17 protein-coding genes and 1 pseudogene are annotated in these 21,181 nt (G+C 58.9%); 4 read left to right on the top strand and 14 right to left on the bottom strand.

Annotated elements, in window-relative coordinates:
- Positions 1-194: 194 nt before the first annotated feature.
- Both fabF and AC1DMK_RS22085 read right to left on the bottom strand, forming a co-directional pair.
- The gene (fabF, locus tag AC1DMK_RS22090) at positions 195-1,460 is read right to left on the bottom strand and encodes a beta-ketoacyl-ACP synthase II (RefSeq protein WP_477862013.1); all 1,266 of its coding nucleotides are present in this window, start codon (positions 1,458-1,460) and stop codon (positions 195-197) included.
- A 178-nt stretch (positions 1,461-1,638) separates the two neighbouring features.
- On the bottom strand, positions 1,639-2,226 hold the full coding sequence (locus tag AC1DMK_RS22085; RefSeq protein WP_477862011.1) for a TetR/AcrR family transcriptional regulator: 588 nt from the start codon (positions 2,224-2,226) through the stop codon (positions 1,639-1,641).
- A gap of 98 nt (positions 2,227-2,324) precedes the next feature.
- On the opposite strand from AC1DMK_RS22085, the gene AC1DMK_RS22080 reads away from it, so the two are divergent.
- The 3 genes from AC1DMK_RS22080 to AC1DMK_RS22070 all read left to right on the top strand — a co-directional run bounded on the left by AC1DMK_RS22080 (position 2,325) and on the right by AC1DMK_RS22070 (position 7,304).
- A complete protein-coding gene (locus AC1DMK_RS22080; protein WP_477862009.1) occupies positions 2,325-3,437 on the top strand; it encodes an efflux RND transporter periplasmic adaptor subunit in 1,113 nt (370 codons plus the stop codon).
- Positions 3,437-6,547 carry an efflux RND transporter permease subunit gene (locus AC1DMK_RS22075; RefSeq protein ID WP_477862008.1) on the top strand — a complete coding sequence of 1,037 codons (3,111 nt, stop codon included), beginning with the start codon at positions 3,437-3,439 and terminating at the stop codon, positions 6,545-6,547. Before AC1DMK_RS22080 ends, AC1DMK_RS22075 begins: the two co-directional genes overlap by 1 nt.
- Before the next feature lie 142 nt (positions 6,548-6,689).
- A complete protein-coding gene (locus tag AC1DMK_RS22070; RefSeq protein ID WP_477862006.1) occupies positions 6,690-7,304 on the top strand; it encodes a TetR/AcrR family transcriptional regulator in 615 nt (204 codons plus the stop codon).
- Positions 7,305-7,327: 23 nt separating this feature from the next.
- Here the strand turns inward: AC1DMK_RS22070 and AC1DMK_RS22065 are convergent, their stop codons facing one another.
- The 4 genes and pseudogenes from AC1DMK_RS22065 to AC1DMK_RS22050 all read right to left on the bottom strand — a co-directional run bounded on the left by AC1DMK_RS22065 (position 7,328) and on the right by AC1DMK_RS22050 (position 12,209).
- A complete protein-coding gene (locus AC1DMK_RS22065; protein ID WP_477862004.1) occupies positions 7,328-8,407 on the bottom strand; it encodes a TniQ family protein in 1,080 nt (359 codons plus the stop codon).
- The gene (locus AC1DMK_RS22060) at positions 8,404-9,282 is read right to left on the bottom strand and encodes a TniB family NTP-binding protein (protein ID WP_477862002.1); all 879 of its coding nucleotides are present in this window, start codon (positions 9,280-9,282) and stop codon (positions 8,404-8,406) included. The genes AC1DMK_RS22065 and AC1DMK_RS22060 overlap by 4 nt, the downstream gene beginning before the upstream one ends.
- A gap of 6 nt (positions 9,283-9,288) precedes the next feature.
- Positions 9,289-10,933: pseudogene (locus AC1DMK_RS22055) on the bottom strand (Mu transposase C-terminal domain-containing protein).
- 382 nt (positions 10,934-11,315) lie between these two features.
- The gene (locus AC1DMK_RS22050) at positions 11,316-12,209 is read right to left on the bottom strand and encodes a LysR family transcriptional regulator (RefSeq protein WP_477862000.1); all 894 of its coding nucleotides are present in this window, start codon (positions 12,207-12,209) and stop codon (positions 11,316-11,318) included.
- A gap of 372 nt (positions 12,210-12,581) precedes the next feature.
- Here AC1DMK_RS22050 and AC1DMK_RS22045 point away from each other — a divergent pair, with 372 nt between their 5' ends.
- A complete protein-coding gene (locus AC1DMK_RS22045) occupies positions 12,582-12,728 on the top strand; it encodes a DUF1127 domain-containing protein (protein WP_003552150.1) in 147 nt (48 codons plus the stop codon).
- Positions 12,729-13,429: 701 nt separating this feature from the next.
- On the opposite strand, the gene AC1DMK_RS22040 is transcribed toward AC1DMK_RS22045, so the two are convergent.
- The 8 genes from AC1DMK_RS22040 to AC1DMK_RS22005 are packed head-to-tail and all read right to left on the bottom strand — an operon-like array spanning position 13,430 to position 21,164.
- On the bottom strand, positions 13,430-15,466 hold the full coding sequence (locus AC1DMK_RS22040) for a type IV secretory system conjugative DNA transfer family protein (RefSeq protein WP_477861997.1): 2,037 nt from the start codon (positions 15,464-15,466) through the stop codon (positions 13,430-13,432).
- Positions 15,463-16,491 (bottom strand): P-type DNA transfer ATPase VirB11, encoded by a 1,029-nt coding sequence (gene virB11, locus AC1DMK_RS22035; protein ID WP_037060256.1) that lies wholly within the window; start codon positions 16,489-16,491, stop codon positions 15,463-15,465. Before virB11 ends, AC1DMK_RS22040 begins: the two co-directional genes overlap by 4 nt.
- Entirely contained in the window at positions 16,451-17,695 is a 1,245-nt protein-coding gene (virB10, locus tag AC1DMK_RS22030; RefSeq protein ID WP_477861995.1) for a type IV secretion system protein VirB10, read from the bottom strand. Before virB10 ends, virB11 begins: the two co-directional genes overlap by 41 nt.
- Positions 17,695-18,453 carry a TrbG/VirB9 family P-type conjugative transfer protein gene (locus tag AC1DMK_RS22025; protein ID WP_477862126.1) on the bottom strand — a complete coding sequence of 253 codons (759 nt, stop codon included), beginning with the start codon at positions 18,451-18,453 and terminating at the stop codon, positions 17,695-17,697. Before AC1DMK_RS22025 ends, virB10 begins: the two co-directional genes overlap by 1 nt.
- Positions 18,454-18,497: 44 nt before the next feature.
- On the bottom strand, positions 18,498-19,190 hold the full coding sequence (locus AC1DMK_RS22020) for a VirB8/TrbF family protein (protein WP_037060250.1): 693 nt from the start codon (positions 19,188-19,190) through the stop codon (positions 18,498-18,500).
- A 28-nt stretch (positions 19,191-19,218) separates the two neighbouring features.
- Positions 19,219-20,244 carry a TrbL/VirB6 family protein gene (locus AC1DMK_RS22015; RefSeq protein WP_477861992.1) on the bottom strand — a complete coding sequence of 342 codons (1,026 nt, stop codon included), beginning with the start codon at positions 20,242-20,244 and terminating at the stop codon, positions 19,219-19,221.
- Between the two features lie 9 nt (positions 20,245-20,253).
- Positions 20,254-20,469 carry a hypothetical protein gene (locus tag AC1DMK_RS22010; protein WP_477861990.1) on the bottom strand — a complete coding sequence of 72 codons (216 nt, stop codon included), beginning with the start codon at positions 20,467-20,469 and terminating at the stop codon, positions 20,254-20,256.
- A 2-nt stretch (positions 20,470-20,471) separates the two neighbouring features.
- Positions 20,472-21,164, bottom strand: a complete 693-nt coding sequence (locus tag AC1DMK_RS22005) for a type IV secretion system protein (RefSeq protein WP_477862124.1) — start codon at positions 21,162-21,164, stop codon at positions 20,472-20,474.
- Positions 21,165-21,181 lie beyond the last annotated feature (17 nt).

The following is a 21,181-nucleotide window of genomic DNA, read 5'->3' as shown; positions in this document are numbered from 1 at the left end:
TGTCTTCTTCCCCCAGGAACGTTGCCGAGCTCACCCACGCCAATGACGGCAATCCTTGGCTGGAGGGGCGTATATTCGGTGCACTAACCATCGTTTGGTTCATAGAACGTCAGCTCCCAAGCATGGCTAGTTTCAAGACGGGGCGGCCGCGGCGATCAGAGTCAGCCAACGGTGGATTGCTACCACTGATCCCTTTATGTCCACCGTCTGAAGAGTGCGCTGGCATTGACCCCGCCAAAGCCGAAACCGTTGGATATTGCGTATTCAGCGTCTAATTGGCGCGCTTGGTTTGTGACGAAATCGATACCGTCGGCTTCCGGATCCGGAGCATTCAGGTTCAAGGTCGGCGGTGCGATCTGATTGCTGAGCGCCAATATCGTGAAGATAGCCTCCAGCCCTCCGGCCGCGCCGAGCAAGTGTCCCGTGGCTGATTTCGTCCCGCTGACAGCGACGGTCTTGTCGGAACCAAACACGCTTTTGACGGCCCTGATTTCACCGAGATCTCCGACCGGTGTCGAGGTGGCGTGCGCGTTCAGATGACCGATCTCATGCGGGGCTATCCCAGCTTGCGCAATGGCGATCGCCATGGCTCTGCGCGCCCCGTTCCCGTCTTCGGGACCGGAGGTGATGTGATGGGCGTCAGCCGTCGTACCGTATCCGACCAGTTCGGCGAGCGGCGTGGCGCCACGAGCAAGCGCATGGCTCAACGCTTCGATGACCAGCATGCCCGCTCCCTCGCCCATGACGAACCCGTCTCGCGACATATCGAAGGGACGCGATGCCTGGCTTGGCGTTTCGTTGAAGCTGGTTGACAGCGATCTGGCGGCGGCAAAACCGCCGAGACTGACGATATTCATGCAGGCTTCTGTTCCGCCGCATATGGCAATGTCGGCTTCATTGGATCGGATTAGCCTGGCAGCATCGCCGATCGCCTGAACACCAGCAGCGCACGCTGTCACCGGTGCGCCGAGGGGACCCTTGAAGCCATGGCGGATCGAGACTTGTCCCGCTGCGAGGTTGACGAGAAATGACGGTATGGTGAAAGGCGAAAGACGACGGACACCGCGTTGATCAACTGTGCGAACCGCCTCGGTGATTGCGGGAAAGCCCCCGATACCCGAAGCGATGATCGTCGCGGTTCGTAGCCGATCATCATTCGAAATCGGCTTCCACTTCGCTTGAGCGAGCGCTTCTTCAGCGGCCGCCAGTGCAAAGACGATGAACCGGTCGACCTTGCGTTGATCCTTCGGAGCCAGGACGGTATCCGGATCGAAGCCGCCTTCAGGATCCTCAGTGAATGAGGGGACCACTCCCCCTATTTTCGACGGGAGGTCTCCGACGATGTCGTCTCCCAGTCGCCGAATACCACTCTGTCCCGCCAGGAGACGTGCCCATGAGATACCGACATTGGCTCCAAGGGGGCTGACAGCTCCCATTCCTGTTACAACGATACGACGCATCTGTTTTCCACCTGTCTTCACATTAAAAATAGGCACACCTCAAGCGTGCCGGCCGACGATACGGCCAGTGCCCATTGTCAAAACATTCAATTTACGCAGGGACCAAAGTGCTGTTGCCCGCATATTAACGCGGCAGCTCAACGCGGGTCCTTATCCGCACCAGGTCACCGAACCCACTTCAGGCGACATCATTACCATGCGCAATGCGCCTGACTTCGCCAGCAGCTGCGTCGAGGATGCCTCGCGACAAACTCTCGTCTTCCATAATCCGCGACAGTGTGACGGCGCCCACCATGAGAGACAGTATCGCCATCGCCTTGCCGCTGGGATTGGAGCTCCGGGCGTCGCCCATCAGTTCATCCAGAACCTCAAAGTGAGCCCGGATCCCATCCTCGAATGGGCGTCTAACTTCTGCATTCTGCCGGGCTGCGTCCGACCCCAACGCCACCAAAGGGCAACCGTCGGCCTTTTCCCCGAGATGGCCAGGTGAGAGATAGAATTCCATGACTGCTTCAAGGGGATCGGAACTGGTCGCAGCCGCCGTCGACCATCTCCGCGTAGCGCTTTCCAGTGCACGCCTGGACGCCTGGGCTGCGAGATCGTCCTTGGATGAGAACTGCTTGTAGAACCCACCTTGTGTAAGGCCGGCACCCTTCATCAGATCCTTGAGGCCAATACCATCGAAGCCGTGCTCTCGAAACAGACGGCTGGCGACATTGATCACCGTTTCCCGATTTTCCTCGGCCTGTGCGCGGCTCACTCTCATATCGATCTCCGATTAGATTTCATTTGACATCTATAGCGTAAATAGAGTTAGATCGCAATCTAAATCATCCAGGTCGCTGGTCAAGAAGAGAACTCAAAATGAAACGCAAACATGTCCTGACTTTCGTGGGTCTCGTGGCGGCGGCGGGAGCGGCTGCCTTTTTCCTGGTTTTCGAAACGCCTAAACGGGAAGCCGAGGCTGCAGACCCAAGGACTGCTTCACCACTGGTAAGGGTGGCAGAGGCGACAAAGACTGAAACGGCGGAACGCTCGTTTACCGGCACGGTCGCTTCGCGGGTACAGAGCAACCTCGGTTTTCGGGTCCCGGGCAAGATCGTTCAGCGGATGGTCGATGTGGGCCAGCAAGTGAGACAAGGCCAGGCCCTGATGCGCACTGATGAGACCGATCTCCAGCTCGCGCTGACAGCGAAGCGCAATACGGTTACCGCAGCGCGTGCCGTCCTGACCCAGGCACAGGCAGATGAAAAACGGTATGCGACGCTGGTGAAAAATGGATTGGCTGCCACTCAACAGCGTTATGAACAGGCAAAGGCGGCTCTCGATACGGCCTCCGCACAGCTCGCCGCGGCTGAAGCCGACGCCAAGGTTGCGGAAAATGCGGCCACCTATTCCGTTCTTCTTGCAGATTCGGATGGAACGGTCGTCAATACGCTTGGAGATCCCGGACAAGTCGTGACAGCAGGCCAGACGGTGGTTCAACTCGCGCAGGCTGGACCGCGGGAAGCTGTTGTCTGGCTACCTGAGACTTTACGACCCCGGGTAGGGTCCGTGGCGGAGGCCAGTGTCTACGGAGGCKACGGTCTCAGCGGAAAAGCTCGTTTGCGACAGATCTCCGACGCTGCCGATCCCCAGACCCGCACTTACGACGCGCGTTATGTTCTTGAAGGCTCCGCCGCCTCTGCTCCGCTCGGCTCGACTGTTACGATTAAAATTCTGGACGCGGAAAGGCAGTTGGAGGTCGCTGTTCCCGTAGGCTCCATCCTGGACGACGGTAACCGCACGGGTGTGTGGGTTGTTGACGGCGGCACATCCACCGTGAAGTTCACCCCGGTCAAAGTTCAGCAGATCGGCGAAGAAACGGCATTTGTCACGGGAATTGGAATTGGCGAGCAGGTTGTCGCTCTGGGCGCGCATCTCCTCGACGATGGTGCGGCCGTCAGGATTGCCTCGCAGCAAGAGGTGACGAAATAATGAGCTTCAATCTTTCCGCCATCGCTGTCCGCGAACGCGCCGTCACGTTATTCTTCATCGTCCTCTTGGCCGCCGCAGGAGCCTACGCCTTCGTCAAGCTGGGCCGGGCTGAGGATCCCTCCTTCACCATCAAAACCCTTACGGTCACCTCGGTTTGGCCGGGTGCTACGGCGCGAGAAATGCAGGACCTTGTCGCTGAGCCACTTGAGAAGCGTATCCAGGAACTCACCTGGTACGACCGTGTCGAAACCACGACGCGGCCTGGCTACGCCTTCCTCACCGTTACACTCAAGGATAATACTCCGGCGAGCGCCGTCGCAGAAGAGTTCTATCAGGCTCGCAAAAAGCTCGGCGACGAAGCCCGAAATCTCCCCCCAGGCGTTATTGGTCCCTTTGTCAACGATGAGTATTCCGATGTGAGCTTCGGCCTTTACGCACTGAAGGCGAAGGGKATGCCGATGCGGGACCTCGTGCGGCAGGCGGAGGTCATCCGTCAGGATCTCCTGCATGTGCCGGGGGTCAAGAAAATCAACATTCTTGGAGAACGCCCCGAACAGATCTTCGTCGAATTTTCCTATGCCAAGCTGGCAACGCTCGGAATATCGGCCCAGGATATCGCCGCAGCCTTGCAAAGACAGAACACGGTCACGCCGGCAGGTTCGATCGACACGCGTGGGCCACAGGTCTTCATCCGTTTCAATGGCGCTTATAACAGCGTGCAGGCAATCGCCGATACGCCGATCGTGGCGGGCGGACGGACGCTAAAGCTCTCCGATCTGGCGGAGGTGCGGCGCGGTTATCAGGATCCCGCAACCTACATCATCCGCCATCAGGGCGAGCCGACAATCATGCTGGGTGCAGTGATGCAATCGGGTTGGAATGGCCTTGAGCTCGGCAAGGCGCTTGAGGCGCGGTCCGCCGCGATCGCGCAGACACTGCCGCTGGGGATGACGCTCACCAAAGTCAGCGATCAAGCCGTCAACATCGACGAAGCGGTCGGTGAATTCATGCTCAAGTTTGCCATGGCGCTCGGTGTCGTGCTGTTCGTCAGCCTGGTCGCACTCGGTTGGCGCGTCGGCATTGTGGTTGCGCTTGCTGTGCCGCTGACGCTGGCCGTCGTCTTCCTGATCATGCTGGAAACCGGCCGGTTCTTCGACCGCATCACGCTCGGCGCGCTGATCCTTGCGCTCGGCCTTCTCGTCGACGACGCCATCATTGCAATCGAGGTCATGGTAGTGAAAATGGAAGAGGGCATGGACCGCATCAAGGCGGCCGCCTATGCCTGGAGCCATACGGCGGCGCCGATGCTGTCCGGCACACTCGTCACAATCATCGGGCTGATGCCCGTTGGTTTCGCCAAGTCGACCGCAGGCGAATATGCTGGCAACATCTTCTGGGTCGTGGGCTTCGCCCTGATCGTCTCATGGATCGTCGCGGTGACCTTTACGCCCTATCTTGGCGTGAAAATGCTGCCTGACATCAAGCCGGTCGAAGGCGGACACCACGCCATCTATGATACGCCGAACTACCGGCGCCTGCGCTCCATCATCAAGTTTGCGGTTCGCCACAAGTTCGTGACTTGCGCTGTGGTCGGCATCACGATGGCTGTTTCGGTCGTCGGGATGGGAAGCGTAAAACAACAGTTCTTCCCGACATCGGATCGGCCCGAGGTGCTGGTCGAAGTTCGTATGCCCGAAGGTACGAGCATCGAAACCACGACAGCCGCAGTAGAGAAAGTCGAAGCCTGGCTGCAAACTCAGCCGGAAGCGAAAATCGTCACCAGCTATGTGGGGCAGGGTGCACCTCGCTTCTTCTTCGCCATGGCGCCTGAATTACCTGACCCTGCCTTCGCCAAGGTCGTTGTATTGACGCCCGATGCAGATGCACGCGAAGAACTGAAGCACCGCCTTCGTGCCGCCATATCGGAGGGTCTTGTTCCCGAGGCCTCCGTGCGCGTGACCCAGCTTGTATTCGGCCCCTACACGCCGTTTCCGGTCGAGTTTCGGATCATGGGACCGGATCAGGATGAGTTGTACAAGATTTCCGAACAGGCCCTGGCTATAATGAAGAGTGTTCCTGATGTCCGCCAGGCTAACCGGGATTGGGGTAACCGCACGCCCGTGTTGCGCTTTGTTCCGGATCAGGACCGTCTCAATCTCATTGGTCTTTCACCTTCTGAGGCAGCCCAACAGATGCAGTTGCTGCTGAGTGGCATTCCGGTCACGCAGGTGCGCGACAACATCCGCAACGTGCCCGTTGTCGCACGTAGCGCAGGTGACAACCGGCTTGATCCATCCAGGCTGGGCGATTTCTCGCTCATGAGCAGGGATGGCCGTCAGGTGCCCCTCGATCAAATCGGACATTCGGAGATCCGGTTCGAGGAACCGATCCTGAAGCGTCGCGACCGCACGCCGGTGATCACGATACGCTCCGATATCAACGAGGCGACGCAACCCCCGGAAGTTTCCCAGCAGGTGATGAAGGCACTTCAGCCGCTCATCGCATCGCTTCCGGTTGGATATCGCATCGAGATGGGTGGCAATATCGAGGAGTCGCTCAAGGCCAATGTCGCACTCGTCCAGGTTTTTCCGGTTATGATCGCGGCCATGTTGATCGTGATCGTCCTCCAGGTTCGCAGCCTGTCAACGATGACGATGGTGATGCTGACTGCACCGCTTGGTCTTGCCGGAGTGGTCCCGACCCTGCTCCTGTTCAATCAACCGTTCGGCTTCAACGCCATTCTCGGATTGATAGGGTTGGCAGGTATCCTCATGCGCAACACGCTGATCCTGACTGAGCAAATCAAGGAAAACCAGGCGGCTGGCCTCGACGACTATCATGCCGTCATTGAAGCGACGGTGCAGCGGACACGACCTGTGATCCTGACTGCGCTGGCAGCCATTCTCGCCTTCATACCCTTAACGCATTCGGTGTTCTGGGGGTCGATGGCATACACACTGATTGGCGGAACGGCGGCAGGCACAGTAATGATCCTGCTCTTTCTGCCAGCACTTTACGCTGTGTGGTTTCGGATTAAGCCAACGAGAGAGGAGAGCCACGGAGAAACGATGGAAGAGCTGGAGCCACCGAGGGCAATGGCCGCTGAGTAGCGTTCCGTGTTCAAGACGTCGCGCAGGTTTTTCACGGGCTATTTCCCAAGCCTACCGATGCGCGTCAGAGAAGCGGACCACCGGCAAAAATCGGAGGCGTCTAGGAACGCCGGTTGGTTAGAAACGTCGGAATGGAGACCTCATGAGCCGAGCTACGCCCAGAGCAATTGACGTCGGCCTCTTTCGGGAGCGGATTCTGGATGTGGCGGAAGAGCACTTTCGCCGCATCGGTTACCAAAAGACATCGGTGGCCGACATTGCATCCTGCCTCGGAATGAGCAGCGCCAATATCTACCGTTTTTTTCCCTCGAGGGCGGCGATCAACAGGTCGATCTGTGGCCGCTTCTTCGCGGAAACTGCTCAGTCCGCAGATGCGATCGCACGGATGCAGGCGCCGGCTCAAGAGAAGCTCGTAGATCTTTTGAATTTCCTCCACCAGAAAAGGAAAACGACGTTCATCAAAGAGAAGCCGGTCCACGATCTGATCGTCGCAGCAACGGAGGAGAACTGGGCAATCATCAGAGCCCATAGTGACCAGATCGTGGTGATCATCGAGACGATTGTTCGCGAAGGGATGGACGCACACGAGTTTGGTGTTGAAGATGCCGCGCAATCCGCCCGAAGTATAATGAACGCCTTCATGCCGTTCTACCACCCCATTCTGGTCGAGCAGGGAGTCCAAAGCGGTGAACATACCGAGGCAGGCCTGCGTGACCAAATCCGTTTTATATTCAGAGCTCTCGGTTGCCCTGACTAGCATTGTCCGCTAGACCCCGCAGCTCACGCTTGAGGCTCCGCCTGCAAGATCAAAGGCGGCAGCTGAAAACGTCTGATCAGATGTTCACCCGCATGGTGGTGCTTCGGCGACGAGGGCCTTCTATCACCCGTGCATAGGGCTCCCAGCAGAGCAGAGAGCTCCGCCGTCGGCACGCTGCGTTTCCTCGGGGTGCGCCGTTGTCTTTTTTGTTCGAGAGCAAGCTGCGCGATCAACGTGTTGTGCCCACCTGCCAACAGGATCAGCCGTCGCCAATGGGCGACGACAACATCATCGTCGACCGTCAACCAGTCATTTGGTCGGTTTGTCAGCCGTTCGAAGCATCGAAGGCGCACCGATGTGGACAGGCTGGTCAGTATCGTCGTCGGATGGATGCCGGAAATGTTGGGCACGCTCAGTAGACGCCCAACGAGGGTACCGCTGGACGGAGAGCCGGCCATCAATTCCAGTCGGCAGATATCGTCGATACACCGATCAAGCCGCCCTGCCGCCGGACTGACAGCGATAATCGACGCCCGGCGCAGGTCGTAGCCGCAGCGGGCACAATGATGTTGCGGAACGAGTTCAGTCTGATCGAAAGCCGCGATACGGCTGCGGCAGGATGGGCATCGATCGCGCAATCTGTAACTATGCTTTGCGCATGAGGTCCGGGTCGCCAACCGCCATCGCCGCCGAAAATATGGCTGTGCATCCTCGGCCAGGCATCGAGAACAGAACTGCAGCCAGGTCGAACCGTCGCGACGTCCGTTGTTGCGCAACGGCAGCAAAAGCGGCTTCAGCGGCGATCCGGTCAGCGACATCGCCGAGAGCTGGTGTTGCGAAATGCCGGTGTGGGTGTGGAGCAGGGTCGCGACGTCGGCCGGGAGCTTGAGGTCCAGAGAGGCCGACCACATTCCTGCAGTGAGCCCGAGTACGCGGGCGAACGGTCGAGGCGCAATGCCGTTCGCAAATGCAAGCCGGTGCAGCCAGCTCGACAGCAACTCATCGGGCTGCGGGGCGACGATCACCGGCCATCGGTCCGAAACAACGTCATGGTATCGCTCGCGGATGCCGATTGCCAGACCAAGACCATCGATGGCCATCATAGAAGGCTCTGGCGTAGAGCCGAGTTGCGTCGCTGCGAGATCGGCACGTGGCGCAGTTCGTCGACGCCGGCCTTGCTGATGCGCTCCGTGCCCGATCGTATGGCGTTGATCGCCGCCTTCGTGACGATGGCGACGATCTCGCCGATCAATCCCTCCGAAAGGCTGAATATCCGGCGCGCCAATGGTTCGTCGGACAGATCCGAGCTTCGAGCGAGCGGCAACGCTGCTTCGAGACTGTCGAGGAGCACGAGATAATCCTCGTCGTATTGCCACCGCGGGACCACAACCGGATCGAAGCGGCTCGCCATCTCGCTGGTGGCATTGACGAAGTCATAGACGGCGACCTCGCCGACCAGCACCGGTGAGACATCGTATTGTCGGCCAATCCGCCGCAGGGAAGCGAAGATGGCCTCGATATCGCGGGCTCGGCCGCGCAGCGCATTGTGGAACTCGTCGAAAATCAGCACTCTCGGTCTGAGGCTGGCCAGCAAATGATCTAGTTGCTTGGCTTTGCGGCCGACATCCCGCATATCGCCGCCAGGTGCCCGAAGCGCCTGGAGAATGCTTGCATAGAAGTGGCCAAGTCCCGCGCCCTCACGCGTCTGGGCTATCCACACTCTTTGTTCGGGCGAGGTCTTCAGGTGTTCGACGGCGAACCGCTCGGCGATCATCGTCTTGGCATTGGCATAGGGGCCAACCAGCATCAGGCCCTGTGTCCGCAACGACGATGGTCGTGACACCAGCTCCGCCAGCCGCCGGTGAGCATCCTTCGCAACATGGTGCCCGATCCACCGCGGAGCGCGGACATAAGCGATCCGTTCCTCGTGACCACGATCGAGATGCCGTCGGACATGTTCGAGCAGATGATCCGGCATGCCCTGCTACCAATCCTCCACCGGCAACCTGCGCTTCTGGCGCGGAGGGTGTTCGGCGAGAGCCGGCGCTTGCAATTGCATGGCTTCATAGGGCTTTGCCGCTGCAGCCGCATGCGCACCGCGTACGGCATCGCGCATTTGTCTTTTGGAGGGTTTGGCGGCATCGACAATAGTTGCGATCTCACGGCGAAACGCCGCCTTCTCGACGCTCGAGCGGTGATTTGTCGCGTGCCGGAAGGCCCGGTCGGCCTCGTGCTCCAACAACGTCAAAGGCGCCAGATGACCGTCGCGCCGCTCGACGGACCGAAACTGTCGGGTCTGCGGGTCGCGGATATAGACATGGCTGATGTCGCGCGGATCATATCGTACCTCCAGCTTTGACAGGCGATCTCGCTGTGGAACCAGAACGCCCAGCCACGGCGAGTAATAATGCAAAGCGAACATGCTGACCCCTTGCAGCGACAATTGTCTTTCCGCGCCCGGCAGAAATGACAGCAGCACGCGTTGCGGATCGTCGTCGAAACGAGGCAGAGCCGCGCTGTTGCGGTGCCATTCCGTGAACGGCACCTTCAGCGTCTTCGGGTTTTCCTGAAGATTGTGATCGATGACGGCGAGCGCTACGCAGCGCTCCAAGTCTGCGAAACTCAGGCAGGCGCGCCGCTCGGACGGGTATCCGTCGCGGTCGGCTACCGAGCGTCCGGCAGACCCCGGGTAGGCGGCGAGAACCGTGTTGAGCTTGCCCAGCAGTCGTTCGACCACGCCGCCCTGGTGGACTCGGCCGCGATCGCGATAGCGGATCCGGATGCCATAGTCTTCACAGCCGCGTTGGAACGCATGCCCCTTGAACTCCTTCGCCGAGTCCGTGACCAGCAACCGTGGCCGCCCGAACATCGGCCACAAATGATCGAGATTGCGGACCGCGAGCCATGCGTCTTTCGGGCCCATTGCCTGGGCGAGACAAAGAGCGACAGACAGGACCGAGGGCTTTTCCAAGGTGAGGCAGAAACCAAGAATGGAGCGTGTCGCGACATCGGTGATAATCGTCAGGTAGGGACGGCCGACGAACACACCACCTCCGTCGACGACCTCCACGAAATTGATGTCGGTTGGTGTGTGGTCGATTTGGCAGACATCGAGCGGGTGAGGCGCATGAATATAGCCCGGTCGCGGCTTCAGTCGCAGCAGGTGCTTCGGATTGGCCGAGCGTTTTTTGGCAATCTCTTCAGGCGCGAACAACGCCGGAATGCGGCGGGCGATCGTGACATAGGAGGGCTGGGCAAGGCCGGCTTCCTCACAGCGGGCGCGGATCTCGGCGACGACGTGGCGGCGCCTCCAGTTTCAGCCATTGCTCACGCAGTGTCGTGTTTATGATTTCCTCGACTTCCGCCGGAAGCCGCTTACGTCGTGTTTCGGTAGCGCGTGGAAGCAAGACTGTCACCGTCCGCGCCGTGCGATAGCGGGCGAGCAGATTGTAAACCTGGCGCGTGGAGAGGCGCAGCTCGGCCGCCGTCCGAACAATGGCTGGCTGTCTTAGGCCGCCCTCGTCGAGGATCCTATCCAGCTCACGCGCTACGCGGCGCGCTGTCGACCACTGCTCGTCCGAAATCGCGCTAGCCGCCATTGATGTTCGATCGTGCAATCGCTTGGGCAAAGTCGGAACTTCATTGAAATCGTTAGCGGAAAATCGTGTAGCATCTATCGGCTAAACCTAACGGGCGTATGACATTTTCCGGTTTGAAACGACAAACTAAAACCCACAGTAGTTGTCCTCTTCTGTCGATTGGCCAGGTTTCTCCGTTGCTACGATCGAATGGATCGCGGCTCCTGGGAAAAACCGATGGTGTGATGTGAAAACTGACGGCTTCTCCGTCCGGATTTCATGAAGAGGAATATAGCTGAGATCGATCCGTGCGATTAGACTGCATAATCCGCATGAAGCTAGAAATGAGAGAGATAAACGGCCATCATCGCCCCAAGTGTTCGCCGCGAGAAGAGCTCATCCTGGAACGGACGGCAAAAATGGCGCGAAGTCACTATCCCTTGTGGCGAAGCGCTTCGAGCAGGACAGCGAATGCGGGCGTGTGTTGGCGTCTGCTCGGATAATAGAGATGGTAGCCAGCGAAAGGAGGGCACCAATCGTCCAGAACCCGCACTAGTCGTCCCTCTGCGATATGGTGGGACACCTGGCTCTCGAATGTGCAGGCCAACGCGAGCCCGTTGAGAGCAGCGGCTTCCAGCATTTCCCCGTCGTTGAGGATGAGCGGTCCGTTCACCCTGACCTCAAGCTCGACACCGTCCCGCTCGAACTCCCAAGCAAAGAGGCCGCCGGCCGTGGTCTGGCGATAGCTGGCGCATCGATGGTCGCCAAGGTCGCGAGGCGTTTCCGGGGCCTTATGCTTGGCGAAGTAGGATGGTGAACCCACCACAGCCATGCGCAAATCCGGGCTGACCTTGACTGCGACCATGTCTTTCTGGACTTGCTCCCCAAGGCGGATGCCGGCATCGAACCGACCAGCCACGATGTCGGTCAGTCCTTCCTCCAGATTGATCTCGACGGAGATGTCGGGGTAGTCTGGAAGGAGCTTCGCCAGGACGGGCCAGAGCACGGTTTTTGCCGCGTGCCGAAAGGTTGTGATGCGGATCGTTCCGGCGGGTTTGTCGTGAAGCGCCGTAAGTGCTGCGAGTTCACTGTCGATGTGATCGAAGGCAGGCCTGAGGCCATTCAACAATCTTTCCCCGGCATCGGTCAGCGACAGGCTTCGCGTCGTTCGCGAAAGCAATCGGACTTTGAGGCGCTCCTCCAGCATTCGGACCGCGTAACTCAAGGCCGACTGGGACAATCCCAGCTTCGCGGCGGCACGGGTAAAGCTACCTTCCTCGGCGACGGCTATGAACACCGCCAGGTCGCTAAAGTCGCCTTTTCTCATTCATCAATCCCATTTCTAAATTCAGGCTGATAATAGCGGCGGTAGATGCATGTAGTAAATATCACGATGGCTGAGTGGTTTGAGGTTTGGGTTTCCTTTTTGCGCGAGGCGGAGGTCATCGATCTGTCGACAATCTCCGTGTTCGCAGTTCGAATCCCATCTCCCATGCATTCACATCGGACGTCCGAAATATGTCGTATTAACGAGCATTTCCCCGCGGAAAAGGAAGATCCTATGCGTGTTGCGCATAGGTGGGGTGAGGGATTGTCGCTGTTTTAAACCGATTGAAGCCCCTATATTCAAATGATCGAAACGACGCCGGAACCGAGCAAGGTTGCTGACGTCAGACAGCCCTCAGGAAAGGGGATTATCATGAACGTAGCACGCTCTTTCAACAACTGGCGCAAGTTCCGTCAGACCGTCACCGAACTCGGCCGCATGTCCAGCCGTGAACTGCAGGACCTCGGTATCGACCGAGCCGACATCCGCAGCGTTGCTCGCGCATCGATTGCGCGCTAGCCGCACACCATTTGTCCTTTTGGATTGCTCGACGCCCGCTGATGACGCGGGCGTTTTTGCGTCGAACTCCCAAGTCTAAGGTCGGTTTGGTCCTCGTTCTAACGCAAGCCCTCCGGCTTGTATTTCTTGCATAGCTGCAGAGCGGCATGAGACATTTGCCAGGTCCATGTCGGTGTATGAGCCGACCTATCGAAGCAATGCACCTCCTCCCGCAGAGCTTCAAATTTCAGACGGCCGACTCCTCCCAAGGGGCCTCTGCCGGAACAGCGGCACTCCTCCTCCCAGTCGCTGTTCGGTTCTTTTCGGAAGCCTGCCACACCTCCCGCGGCGGGCTTTTTCGTTTTCGGAGCCTTGTCCCCGCTACAGGTTGAGATCAAGTTGCGCGTGTATCGGTCGTAAGATACTGCGTTGGGATCGGCTTGCCGTTTGGGACGAGAGGCGCGAAGCGGCTCGGGCGGCGTCCCCTTCCTGGTTGAAGGCGCAGCTGTCGAGGCGCTGGTCATGGATACCGTGAAACCTCTTGCCCGCCTTGATCTTGTGGGAATTCGCGGCGGGAAAGGGGGTGGCGGTGGCGCGATCATCCGCGTTGCCGGATCCGGGCTTGCATGCTTCCTAAGACCGAGCAACCCAATTGGGCGATTTTCCTGTGCATGTTCACCAAGGTCGCACGCAACGTTGAACGAACTTGACCGCCGACCCGGCTACCCCAATCCTATTTCCACCGGGTCTGGAACCGCTTTAGCCAGGATATCCTGTATGCCTTTGCGCTGGGTCTGGTGCATATCGGGTGATTGCTCCAACGTTGCGGTGACGGCCGTTTTCAGTTCGACTGCCGTGCGCAGAATTCGCTCTTCCATTTCCGCGACAAGGTCATGTCTTTCTGAATTCTGGGCGGTGTCGGTCGCTGCCTTGGTCAATCGGCTTTTTGATCTCGTCGCCGACTTCCTAACACTTCGCGCGACCGGAATAGGCGGTGCGGCCTTCTCGGCGGGTCGCAACGGCTGCATCTCGGGCTGCGGGCCTTTATCGGGGGGAGTTTGGGGATGAGAACCGTAGCCCGGAGCGAGCGCGGGAACGGGCAGAATTGCTTCAAATTCAAGGTCGGGAACGTGCAAGGGCTGCTGTCGCGCATAGGCAGCGGCTGCCCTGAATGGCTCGACGGCATGGTAGCGCAACTTCCCGCCGAAGATCGGCAACTGGCCTTCGACGAGCACGATCATACGATCCTCCGGCATCTGGCGGATCTCCTGTGGCATCATTAAATCGCGCTCGCGGATCTGCTCCACCTTTGTGCGCCGCGGCAAGCCCATCAGTTCCAGTGTGCGCGATTCCGAGTGATAGCGAACGGTCCGCTTTCCAAGCGCCCGCGAGGCATACTCTGCGGTGGCCTGGTCATTGGCCCCCAGAATGAGTTGCAGACCGCAATTGGCGAGAAGCGAGTGCCGAGCCGTTTCACCGTAGATCTCGTCGAGATTTTTGAGGTCCTGGATGACGAAGGCGATCTTGACGTTATAGCCCGCGACATAGGGTAGCTTGTTCATGATCTCGTCCATCTTCTTCAACTGCCGGAATTCATCGAGGAGGAAATAGACGGGCAGGGCCTTCGGATTATGCTCCCGAGTAAGTAGATCCATAGCCTGCTGAACGAAGAGCGTGAGCAGCGGCCGCAAGATCGTCATGTCGTTGATGTTCGGTGCGAGGTAGATCGTCACTGGTCGACGCTGGAGGGATGCAAAGTCGATGTCCGTCACGCCGGTTGCAGCAATCACGCGCTCATTGCGCAAAGGCGCAAGCGCCTTCTGGATGTCGAGTAGGGCCGAGCGTGCTGACCTTTCGTTCAACGCGATGTAGGCGTTGAAACTCTCTATCGTGAAACGTGACAGCCCTGGTTCCTTCTCTCTGATCAGTTTCATCAGCACCTGCAGGTCGACGCCCGCGTTGAAGAAGCGGTTGACCTCCCCCAAGTTGCGACGGTTCCTGTAGTGCGGACTCTCCAAAACGTAACTGATGACGCCGGCGATCACCTGCTGCGCCGTTCCCTGCCATACGGCATTTTCGGATCCGACGGTCTCCGGGATCAGGATGCTTGCCATGTTCTGAATATCGATCGTGCGGCTGCCCCGGTCGCTGCGTACGAAATCGAGCGGATTCCAGCGATGCGTCTTCGCGGCGCCGGGCGAGAACAGGAAGACCTGGTGACCCTTAGCTTTCCGGTAGCGTCCCGTAAGCTCGAAGATTTCGCCCTTGAGGTCCGTGACGATCATCGACCCGGGAAACATCAGCGCGTTGGGGATGACATATCCGACGCCCTTGCCTGAACGGGTCGGGCCGATGATCAGGTGGTGGCGATCGTCGTGGCGGCGAAGGAGGCTGCGGCCGACCTGTCCAAAAACATGCCCGTCCTTGCGGAACCATCCGCCACGGCGCAGCGACGGCACATCCTGAAACGCCGCGTCGCCGAGCGGGCTCGATGAGCGGCGAAGCCCGACAATCGCGACAATGGAGCCGATGATCAAGGAGGGCACAAGGGCGCCGCTAGCGACCAACTGCAAGGGGCGGCTATTGGAATAGGCGATCAACTGCTGGAAGGGCGCCAGCGGATTGGTGGTCGTCACCAGCTTCAGGATCCGGCCGTCTTTCCAGATGAGCTGAAGGATCAGGCTGTAGCTCAGCGTCCAGACGGCGATGGCGATCAGCAGACAGAAAAACAGGTAGATCGCCTGATAGGATCTGCTCATGGTGCTCGCCGCGCGAAATAAATCTCAGAGACGCCGCGACGGCCGCCGTCGCGTCGAAGCTGGATCACCACCGGGATGACCATCCGGATATATGACATGAGGTCCCGCTTCGAGTATCCCGATGACATGCCGGCCTGCATCATCATCATGGCAAGCTGCTCGTAGGCACCCATCGGCGTATCAGCATGCACGGTAGACATGCTGCCGGGATGGCCGGTATTGATGGCGCGCAGAAAGGCGAAGGCCTCGGCGCCGCGGATCTCGCCGACGAAAAGGCGATCCGGCCGCATGCGCAGCGAAGCTTCCAGCAGCGACTGAATCGTCACCTGCGCAGCTCCCTGATTACCACGCGAGGCGACCAAATGCACACTGTTGCGATGTGGTGGAAAGAGCTCCCTCGTGTCCTCCAACGTCAAGATCCGTTCCTGCTCATCGATGCTCTTCAGGCAAGCGTTGAGGAAGGTCGTCTTGCCGGTCGAGGTTCCGCCACTGATCAGAATGGAGACACGCTCGCGAACCGCAGCTTCGATGAAGTCGTGGATACGGTCTGCTTCCAGCAGGCCCAAAAGTGTCTCCTCCGTGGCGCTGAGGCCGTCGACCGTCACCGAGACTTTGTCCAGCGCCCCACTGTCCCTGTATTGGGCCAACGTGAACTCGCTGATCACCTGCTTACGGATCGAAATTGCGCCACCATCGGGCGCCGCAGGAGGGAGAATAATCTGGATGCGCTCCCCGGACGGCAAGGCGGCGCTGAGCAGGGGATTAATGCGGCTGATGAACTGGTCGCTCGCGGCGGCCACGCGCTCGCCAATATGCTCGATCTCATGAGCCGTGAGAGCGGGAACCGCGTGGAATTCCATGTGGTCGGCGCCCAGGCGTTCGACAAAAACTGCCCCTGGACGGTTGACCGAAATCTCCACGACCCCTGGATCGCCAAGAAACGTAGCCAATGGTGCAAGCGCCCGTTTCAGAAAGTAATGCGGGTCATTGCCGGCTGTTGCGGCGGGTATTGAGGCCTCGCTCATGCTTGATCTCCTTCAAGGCTTCCTCAACGGGGTCCGGATACATCGCGGAGAAGTCGAGGTCCTGGCGAACGTAAACAAAAATGCGTTCGCCCTGATGGACGCTGATCGTCGGCGCAATGCGGAGGCTTTCCCCGAGCGCCTGATTGGCCATGTCGGAGAAGGTTTGGGCGATCGTCTCACGGGCGAGTTCGGCAGCCCGGTCGGAATCGCTGTCGCCGTTGCCTGAGGAGCTGTACTGCCCGTTGCCGTAGCCGGTCAGGAAAGAGGAGCCTGCTCCAACGATCGACAACAGGATCGCGGACCCGAAACGCTCTCGCCATTTGTTGTCGACGTTACCGGTTAATCCAGAGCGGCCGAGACTGTCGGTGCCAATACTATTCAGCCGGACGGAGACACCGTCGTTGCGCAGCAGCCGTGTCCAAATCACGAAGATGCGCTTTTGTCCGCGCGTGACCTCGGATTGATATTCGCCGATCAGCCGCGTGCCAGTTGGGATCAGGATACGGCGGCCGTCGAAGGAGTAGACATCCTGAGAAGTGATGGCGCGGATCTGGCCGGGCAGGTCGCTATTGATCGCCGTTTCCAAAGTGCCGGGAATGAGTGTGCCCTCCGGGATCATGGCGTCGATGCGATCGATCCGGTGTGCTTTTGCGGATCGATCTCCAATGGCGGACGCCGTGGCGAGGAACTTACTGCTGCGATCTTCACCCGCTACCGTGGGAGCGCCGTCCGTGCTTCCACCATTCAACGAGCTCTGGGAACTGTCGGCTTTCGTGGAATCGACGATGATCTGCTTGGAGAGGTAGCGTTTGGGAAACGCGTCGGCAGGTCGCTCGGGTTGCCCGTCGACCGTTTCGACCGCTACCGGCGGAGCAGGAACATCGAACTCTGTCGTATCGCTGGGTTCATCTTTTTTTTCCTCTGGGGGCTCAGGGAGCTGGATCACGTTGTCGGCTGGCTTTTCCTCTGGGCTCTCGTTACGAAGAAAGGAGGGCGGCCGAAACGTCGTTGTCGAGAACTCCTCGTCGCCCTGCAGAACATCCTGTGCCGGCTTCTTCGGTGCAAGGACAAAGAGATAAGCCAGGACCGTGCCGATAAGCAGGATCAGCGCTCCCCCGGCGAGCCGCTTGCGCTGTGCGCGCTGGTCGCGTACCTCGCTCTGATCCGCTTCCAGCATGGCCTCGAGTTCGGGGGACCGTTTCATCAGTTTCCGCTCCGTCGTCTCTTGCTAGCCTTCTCGTCGAAGACTGGTCCCATGATTGCCGGATCCGGTGCACCAAAGTCGGGTTTGCGGAGATTGAAAATGCAGGTCCATTGGTTGCCCTCACGGAGCGTGTACTGCGTGGCCGTGCCATCGACGACGATGTACTCTCCCTCGCGGCGGAAGTTGCGCAGCGTTTCAGTGAAGTCGGCATTCACGGCAAAGATCGCCGGCACATTTGCGCCAAATTTGAAGAACGTCTTGTTGCCGTCGTCGAAGACCACCGACGGTTTCAGGCCGCTGTCGCCCGAGAACGAATAATCGATGTTGACGTTTGCCTTGTCGATGCCGGAAATATTGGGATAGGCGGCGCGCGCCTCCGCCTCCTTCCGCAACGAGGCGTTCAGATCCTTGTCGGGATAGATGAAGCGAATACCGAAGATCTTTTTGTTGTCCTCTGGCGCAAAATCGCTGAGTTCGAGGTAGTAGATGCGCTTTGTCGTGACCACGTTCATATTGGTCGCGGCGTTCTTCGCCTTCGGCTTGACGAAGAGGATGTTGCCCTTGTCAGTCGGCACAACATCCCAGCTGTCACTGTCACCAACCGCGATCGTCTCGAATTTCTCATCTTCGTCGAAGATGACCATCGTCGAGATACCGTAGGTGGCAAAGACGCGCACGACATTGTTGGGCTGATAGACGACACTCGTTATGCGGGGGTCGAGCCGGCCGGCGGAAGGCGTTTCGGCAGCCCGCGCCATGGAGATCGATACTACTGCGAGAATAAAGGGGAGCAAATACCGGGTCACTGGCCGCTCCCTGTTACTGTCTCCTGGTCGCGCCGATAGTCGTACACCTGAAAGCCGAGGGGATTCTCAAAACGCCATTCATTGGTCGCTGGCGTGTCGGTGTAGCGGTATCGCACCACGGCAATCCAGTGACGGACGATCGAATCGGTGTCGGAAACTTCCGTCGTCGAGAAGCGGACGATGCCGGTCGAACTGTTGGGGAAAGTCACGGATGCGATGTCGGTCATAAGCCGTTTGTTGCGGCCATAAGTCTTGGACGGGTTCTTCGGATTGGTGGTGCTGTAGAGATCTTGCAATTCACGCGCGGCGTTGCCTGTCGACAGCAGCGCCGCTATTCCGAAATTCTGCTCGATTGAATAAGGATCGTAGCCTTCGCGGGCGCGGATATAGCGGACGATGTTGGCCTGCGTGATCGCCTGCTGCTCGGTGAGCGTCGATGGCCGCGTGAGCCCGGTCTTGACTTCGACATAGCCCGTGTTCTTGTCGACCTCGACGATGTAGGGTTCAAAACTCTTGAGCGGCACCAGCATGACGAGCGCAATGAGGCTGAGCAGCGTAACGGCGCCAAAGATCATCGTCACGAACCATGCGATCGCTGTCGACCTCCTGGCCCTCTTGACGATTTCCTGTTCCCAAATATCGCCGCTTTGATAATAAGTTCGTAAATCCAGATCTTTGGGTTCAGACATATTCTTTCATCTTCCAGAAGGTCAGTGCTCAGGTGGGATTGCCTTGCTGCGCGATGCGGCTTTGCATGGCGGACTTGACGCCGGTACTGTCGTCGTCTCCACCGCCGCGAAACCGGCTCCGCAAACTTCGCGCTTTCTGATAGGCATACTGGCCGCCTTGAACGGCCGTATTTCCTGCTGCAACCGGCATCCGCACACCGATGGTATGGGAAATGCGCGTTGCCGCACCTCCGACGCCGGACGCAATACCGCCGGCGATGCCCTGGCCGATCGACTGGATGTACAGCATCACGAAACCGCCAGCGATGCACAGCAACAGGAAGCCTGCGATATCACCGAGCGCCAGCGTGCGTGATCCGCTTGCCGCGTCGATCTTGGAGAGTTCCGGATTCATCGCGGCGATTAGAAACGCCGCGATGACGTAGATGAAGAGCGGGATGAGTGCATAGGTCAGGACCTGGTTGAACCAGCCGACGCCATAGCCGCGGCTCCGTTCGAACAGAAAACACGAGATAAAAATCGGCGCGGTTCCGATCAGGACCCAGAGCATCACTTTCGCCAGGATCAGGATGGCGAGCGCCACTGCAATGAACACGCCGGCGCCGACCATGATCAGGATCCCGACCATGCTGGGAAGGATAGAAAAATAACCGGATTGCTCGGCCAAGGCGGACGCCGCCTGATTGGCAGTTTCCCAGATCATCGACATGCCGTTCGTGGGCTCTCTAATGCCGGTCCCGGAGGCAGCAAGGATCGCCCGGCCGACATCCTCAGGCGTATCGTTGACCCAACGGTAGACGAAGTTGTTGAAGTTGCCCCAGGAACCGACAAGGATCAGGACCATCACGATGCGGACGATACGTAGGACGATCTCCCCGACGCCGATGCGGGCTGTTCCCATGACGAGCTGCAGTCCATACCAGGTGACATAGACGACGAGCATCAGCCGGAGAAGCGGCAGGATCTCGTTGCCGACGATGGTATAGGCCTGCTCAGAAAAGCTGGCGCCGGAATTTTCGATGCGGTTGAGAAGATCGCCGAGAAAGTCCTGCATTGAATGGCCCTACCGCTGTTCTGCATCGGGCATCCCGATCGCGGCGAATGCCGACACCGGATCGTTGATGGCCCGCATCAGCCCGCATTCATGCCGTGGGTCCTCGGCAAACGAGGTCAGGTTCCAAGGCCGTTTGCAGGGTGCGGTCTTCTCCTTGACGGTCCCGCAGCCCGACAAAGCAAAGGGCAAGACGGTCGCGAGGATGAAAGCGGCAATTCGTTGCATCGTCAGTTCCCGTAGGTCAGCGTCTTCTTGCTGTTGGAGATGTCGGTGAGGCGGCGCTGGTTCTCGGCCTGTAGCGAGGTGACCGCGCCATTCATCACACCGATCATTTCGTTGAGGGTGAGCCCGGATTGCACCTGAAGCTGGGTGTTCTGATCGATCGAGCCCTTGATATCCTGCGAACTGCCGATCTGACTGCCGGCCTGTTCGAAGGCGCTCCGTCGCGTCTGGATTGCCTGCTGCGAACCGTTGATGAGGGCGGAAACACCAAGCACCGTGTTGACCAGTTGCTCATAGGATCTGTCGCCGGAGAACGTGCTGTTTTCTTTTCCGGATAGAGATTTCACCAGTTGCAGACCATTGATGAAGACGGTCGCTGCCTTCGATATGTCGCCGCTCATGCCCCCGAAGTTCGGTATGCCGTCCTTGAGAATGGTGTCGAACGATGGGATCGCCGAGACGCTGAAGCCGTTTCCGACAGCCAGGTTCTTCAGCGGACCCACCATGCTTGCGCGATCGCCGGTCACGGCCTTCAACGTGTCTTCCACCGTGGCTAGTATGTTCCTGTTCGTGTCGAGAATCTTATCGGTGGTGTCCGCCGTTTTCTTCGCGACTTCGTAGTTTGCTCGATCGATGACGGGCACGTCGGCGAGAGCCGAAGCCGGCAGAGCGATGAGTGCAGTGGCAACTCGAAGCATGGCATTCATGTTCCATC

The sequence above is a fragment of the Rhizobium sp. 05L419 genome (assembly GCF_056397845.1).
Note: the sequence above shows the minus strand (reverse complement) of the source record. Positions and strands in the feature narration are given on the sequence as shown.

Bases quoted from the DNA above. Each gene is read 5' to 3' on its own strand.
- AC1DMK_RS22005 (WP_477862124.1), bottom strand. From the start codon at position 21,164: ATGCTTCGAGTTGCCACTGCACTCATCGCTCTGCCGGCTTCGGCTCTC.
- AC1DMK_RS22070 (WP_477862006.1), top strand. From the start codon at position 6,690: ATGAGCCGAGCTACGCCCAGAGCAATTGACGTCGGCCTCTTTCGGGAG.
- AC1DMK_RS22020 (WP_037060250.1), bottom strand. From the start codon at position 19,190: ATGTCTGAACCCAAAGATCTGGATTTACGAACTTATTATCAAAGCGGC.
- virB10 (WP_477861995.1), bottom strand. From the start codon at position 17,695: ATGAAACGGTCCCCCGAACTCGAGGCCATGCTGGAAGCGGATCAGAGC.
- AC1DMK_RS22010 (WP_477861990.1), bottom strand. From the start codon at position 20,469: ATGCAACGAATTGCCGCTTTCATCCTCGCGACCGTCTTGCCCTTTGCT.
- fabF (WP_477862013.1), bottom strand. From the start codon at position 1,460: ATGCGTCGTATCGTTGTAACAGGAATGGGAGCTGTCAGCCCCCTTGGA.
- AC1DMK_RS22065 (WP_477862004.1), bottom strand. From the start codon at position 8,407: ATGATGGCCATCGATGGTCTTGGTCTGGCAATCGGCATCCGCGAGCGA.
- AC1DMK_RS22050 (WP_477862000.1), bottom strand. From the start codon at position 12,209: ATGAGAAAAGGCGACTTTAGCGACCTGGCGGTGTTCATAGCCGTCGCC.
- AC1DMK_RS22060 (WP_477862002.1), bottom strand. From the start codon at position 9,282: ATGCCGGATCATCTGCTCGAACATGTCCGACGGCATCTCGATCGTGGT.
- AC1DMK_RS22085 (WP_477862011.1), bottom strand. From the start codon at position 2,226: ATGAGAGTGAGCCGCGCACAGGCCGAGGAAAATCGGGAAACGGTGATC.
- AC1DMK_RS22015 (WP_477861992.1), bottom strand. From the start codon at position 20,244: ATGCAGGACTTTCTCGGCGATCTTCTCAACCGCATCGAAAATTCCGGC.
- AC1DMK_RS22040 (WP_477861997.1), bottom strand. From the start codon at position 15,466: ATGAGCAGATCCTATCAGGCGATCTACCTGTTTTTCTGTCTGCTGATC.
- AC1DMK_RS22025 (WP_477862126.1), bottom strand. From the start codon at position 18,453: ATGGCGCGGGCTGCCGAAACGCCTTCCGCCGGCCGGCTCGACCCCCGC.
- AC1DMK_RS22045 (WP_003552150.1), top strand. From the start codon at position 12,582: ATGAACGTAGCACGCTCTTTCAACAACTGGCGCAAGTTCCGTCAGACC.
- virB11 (WP_037060256.1), bottom strand. From the start codon at position 16,491: ATGAGCGAGGCCTCAATACCCGCCGCAACAGCCGGCAATGACCCGCAT.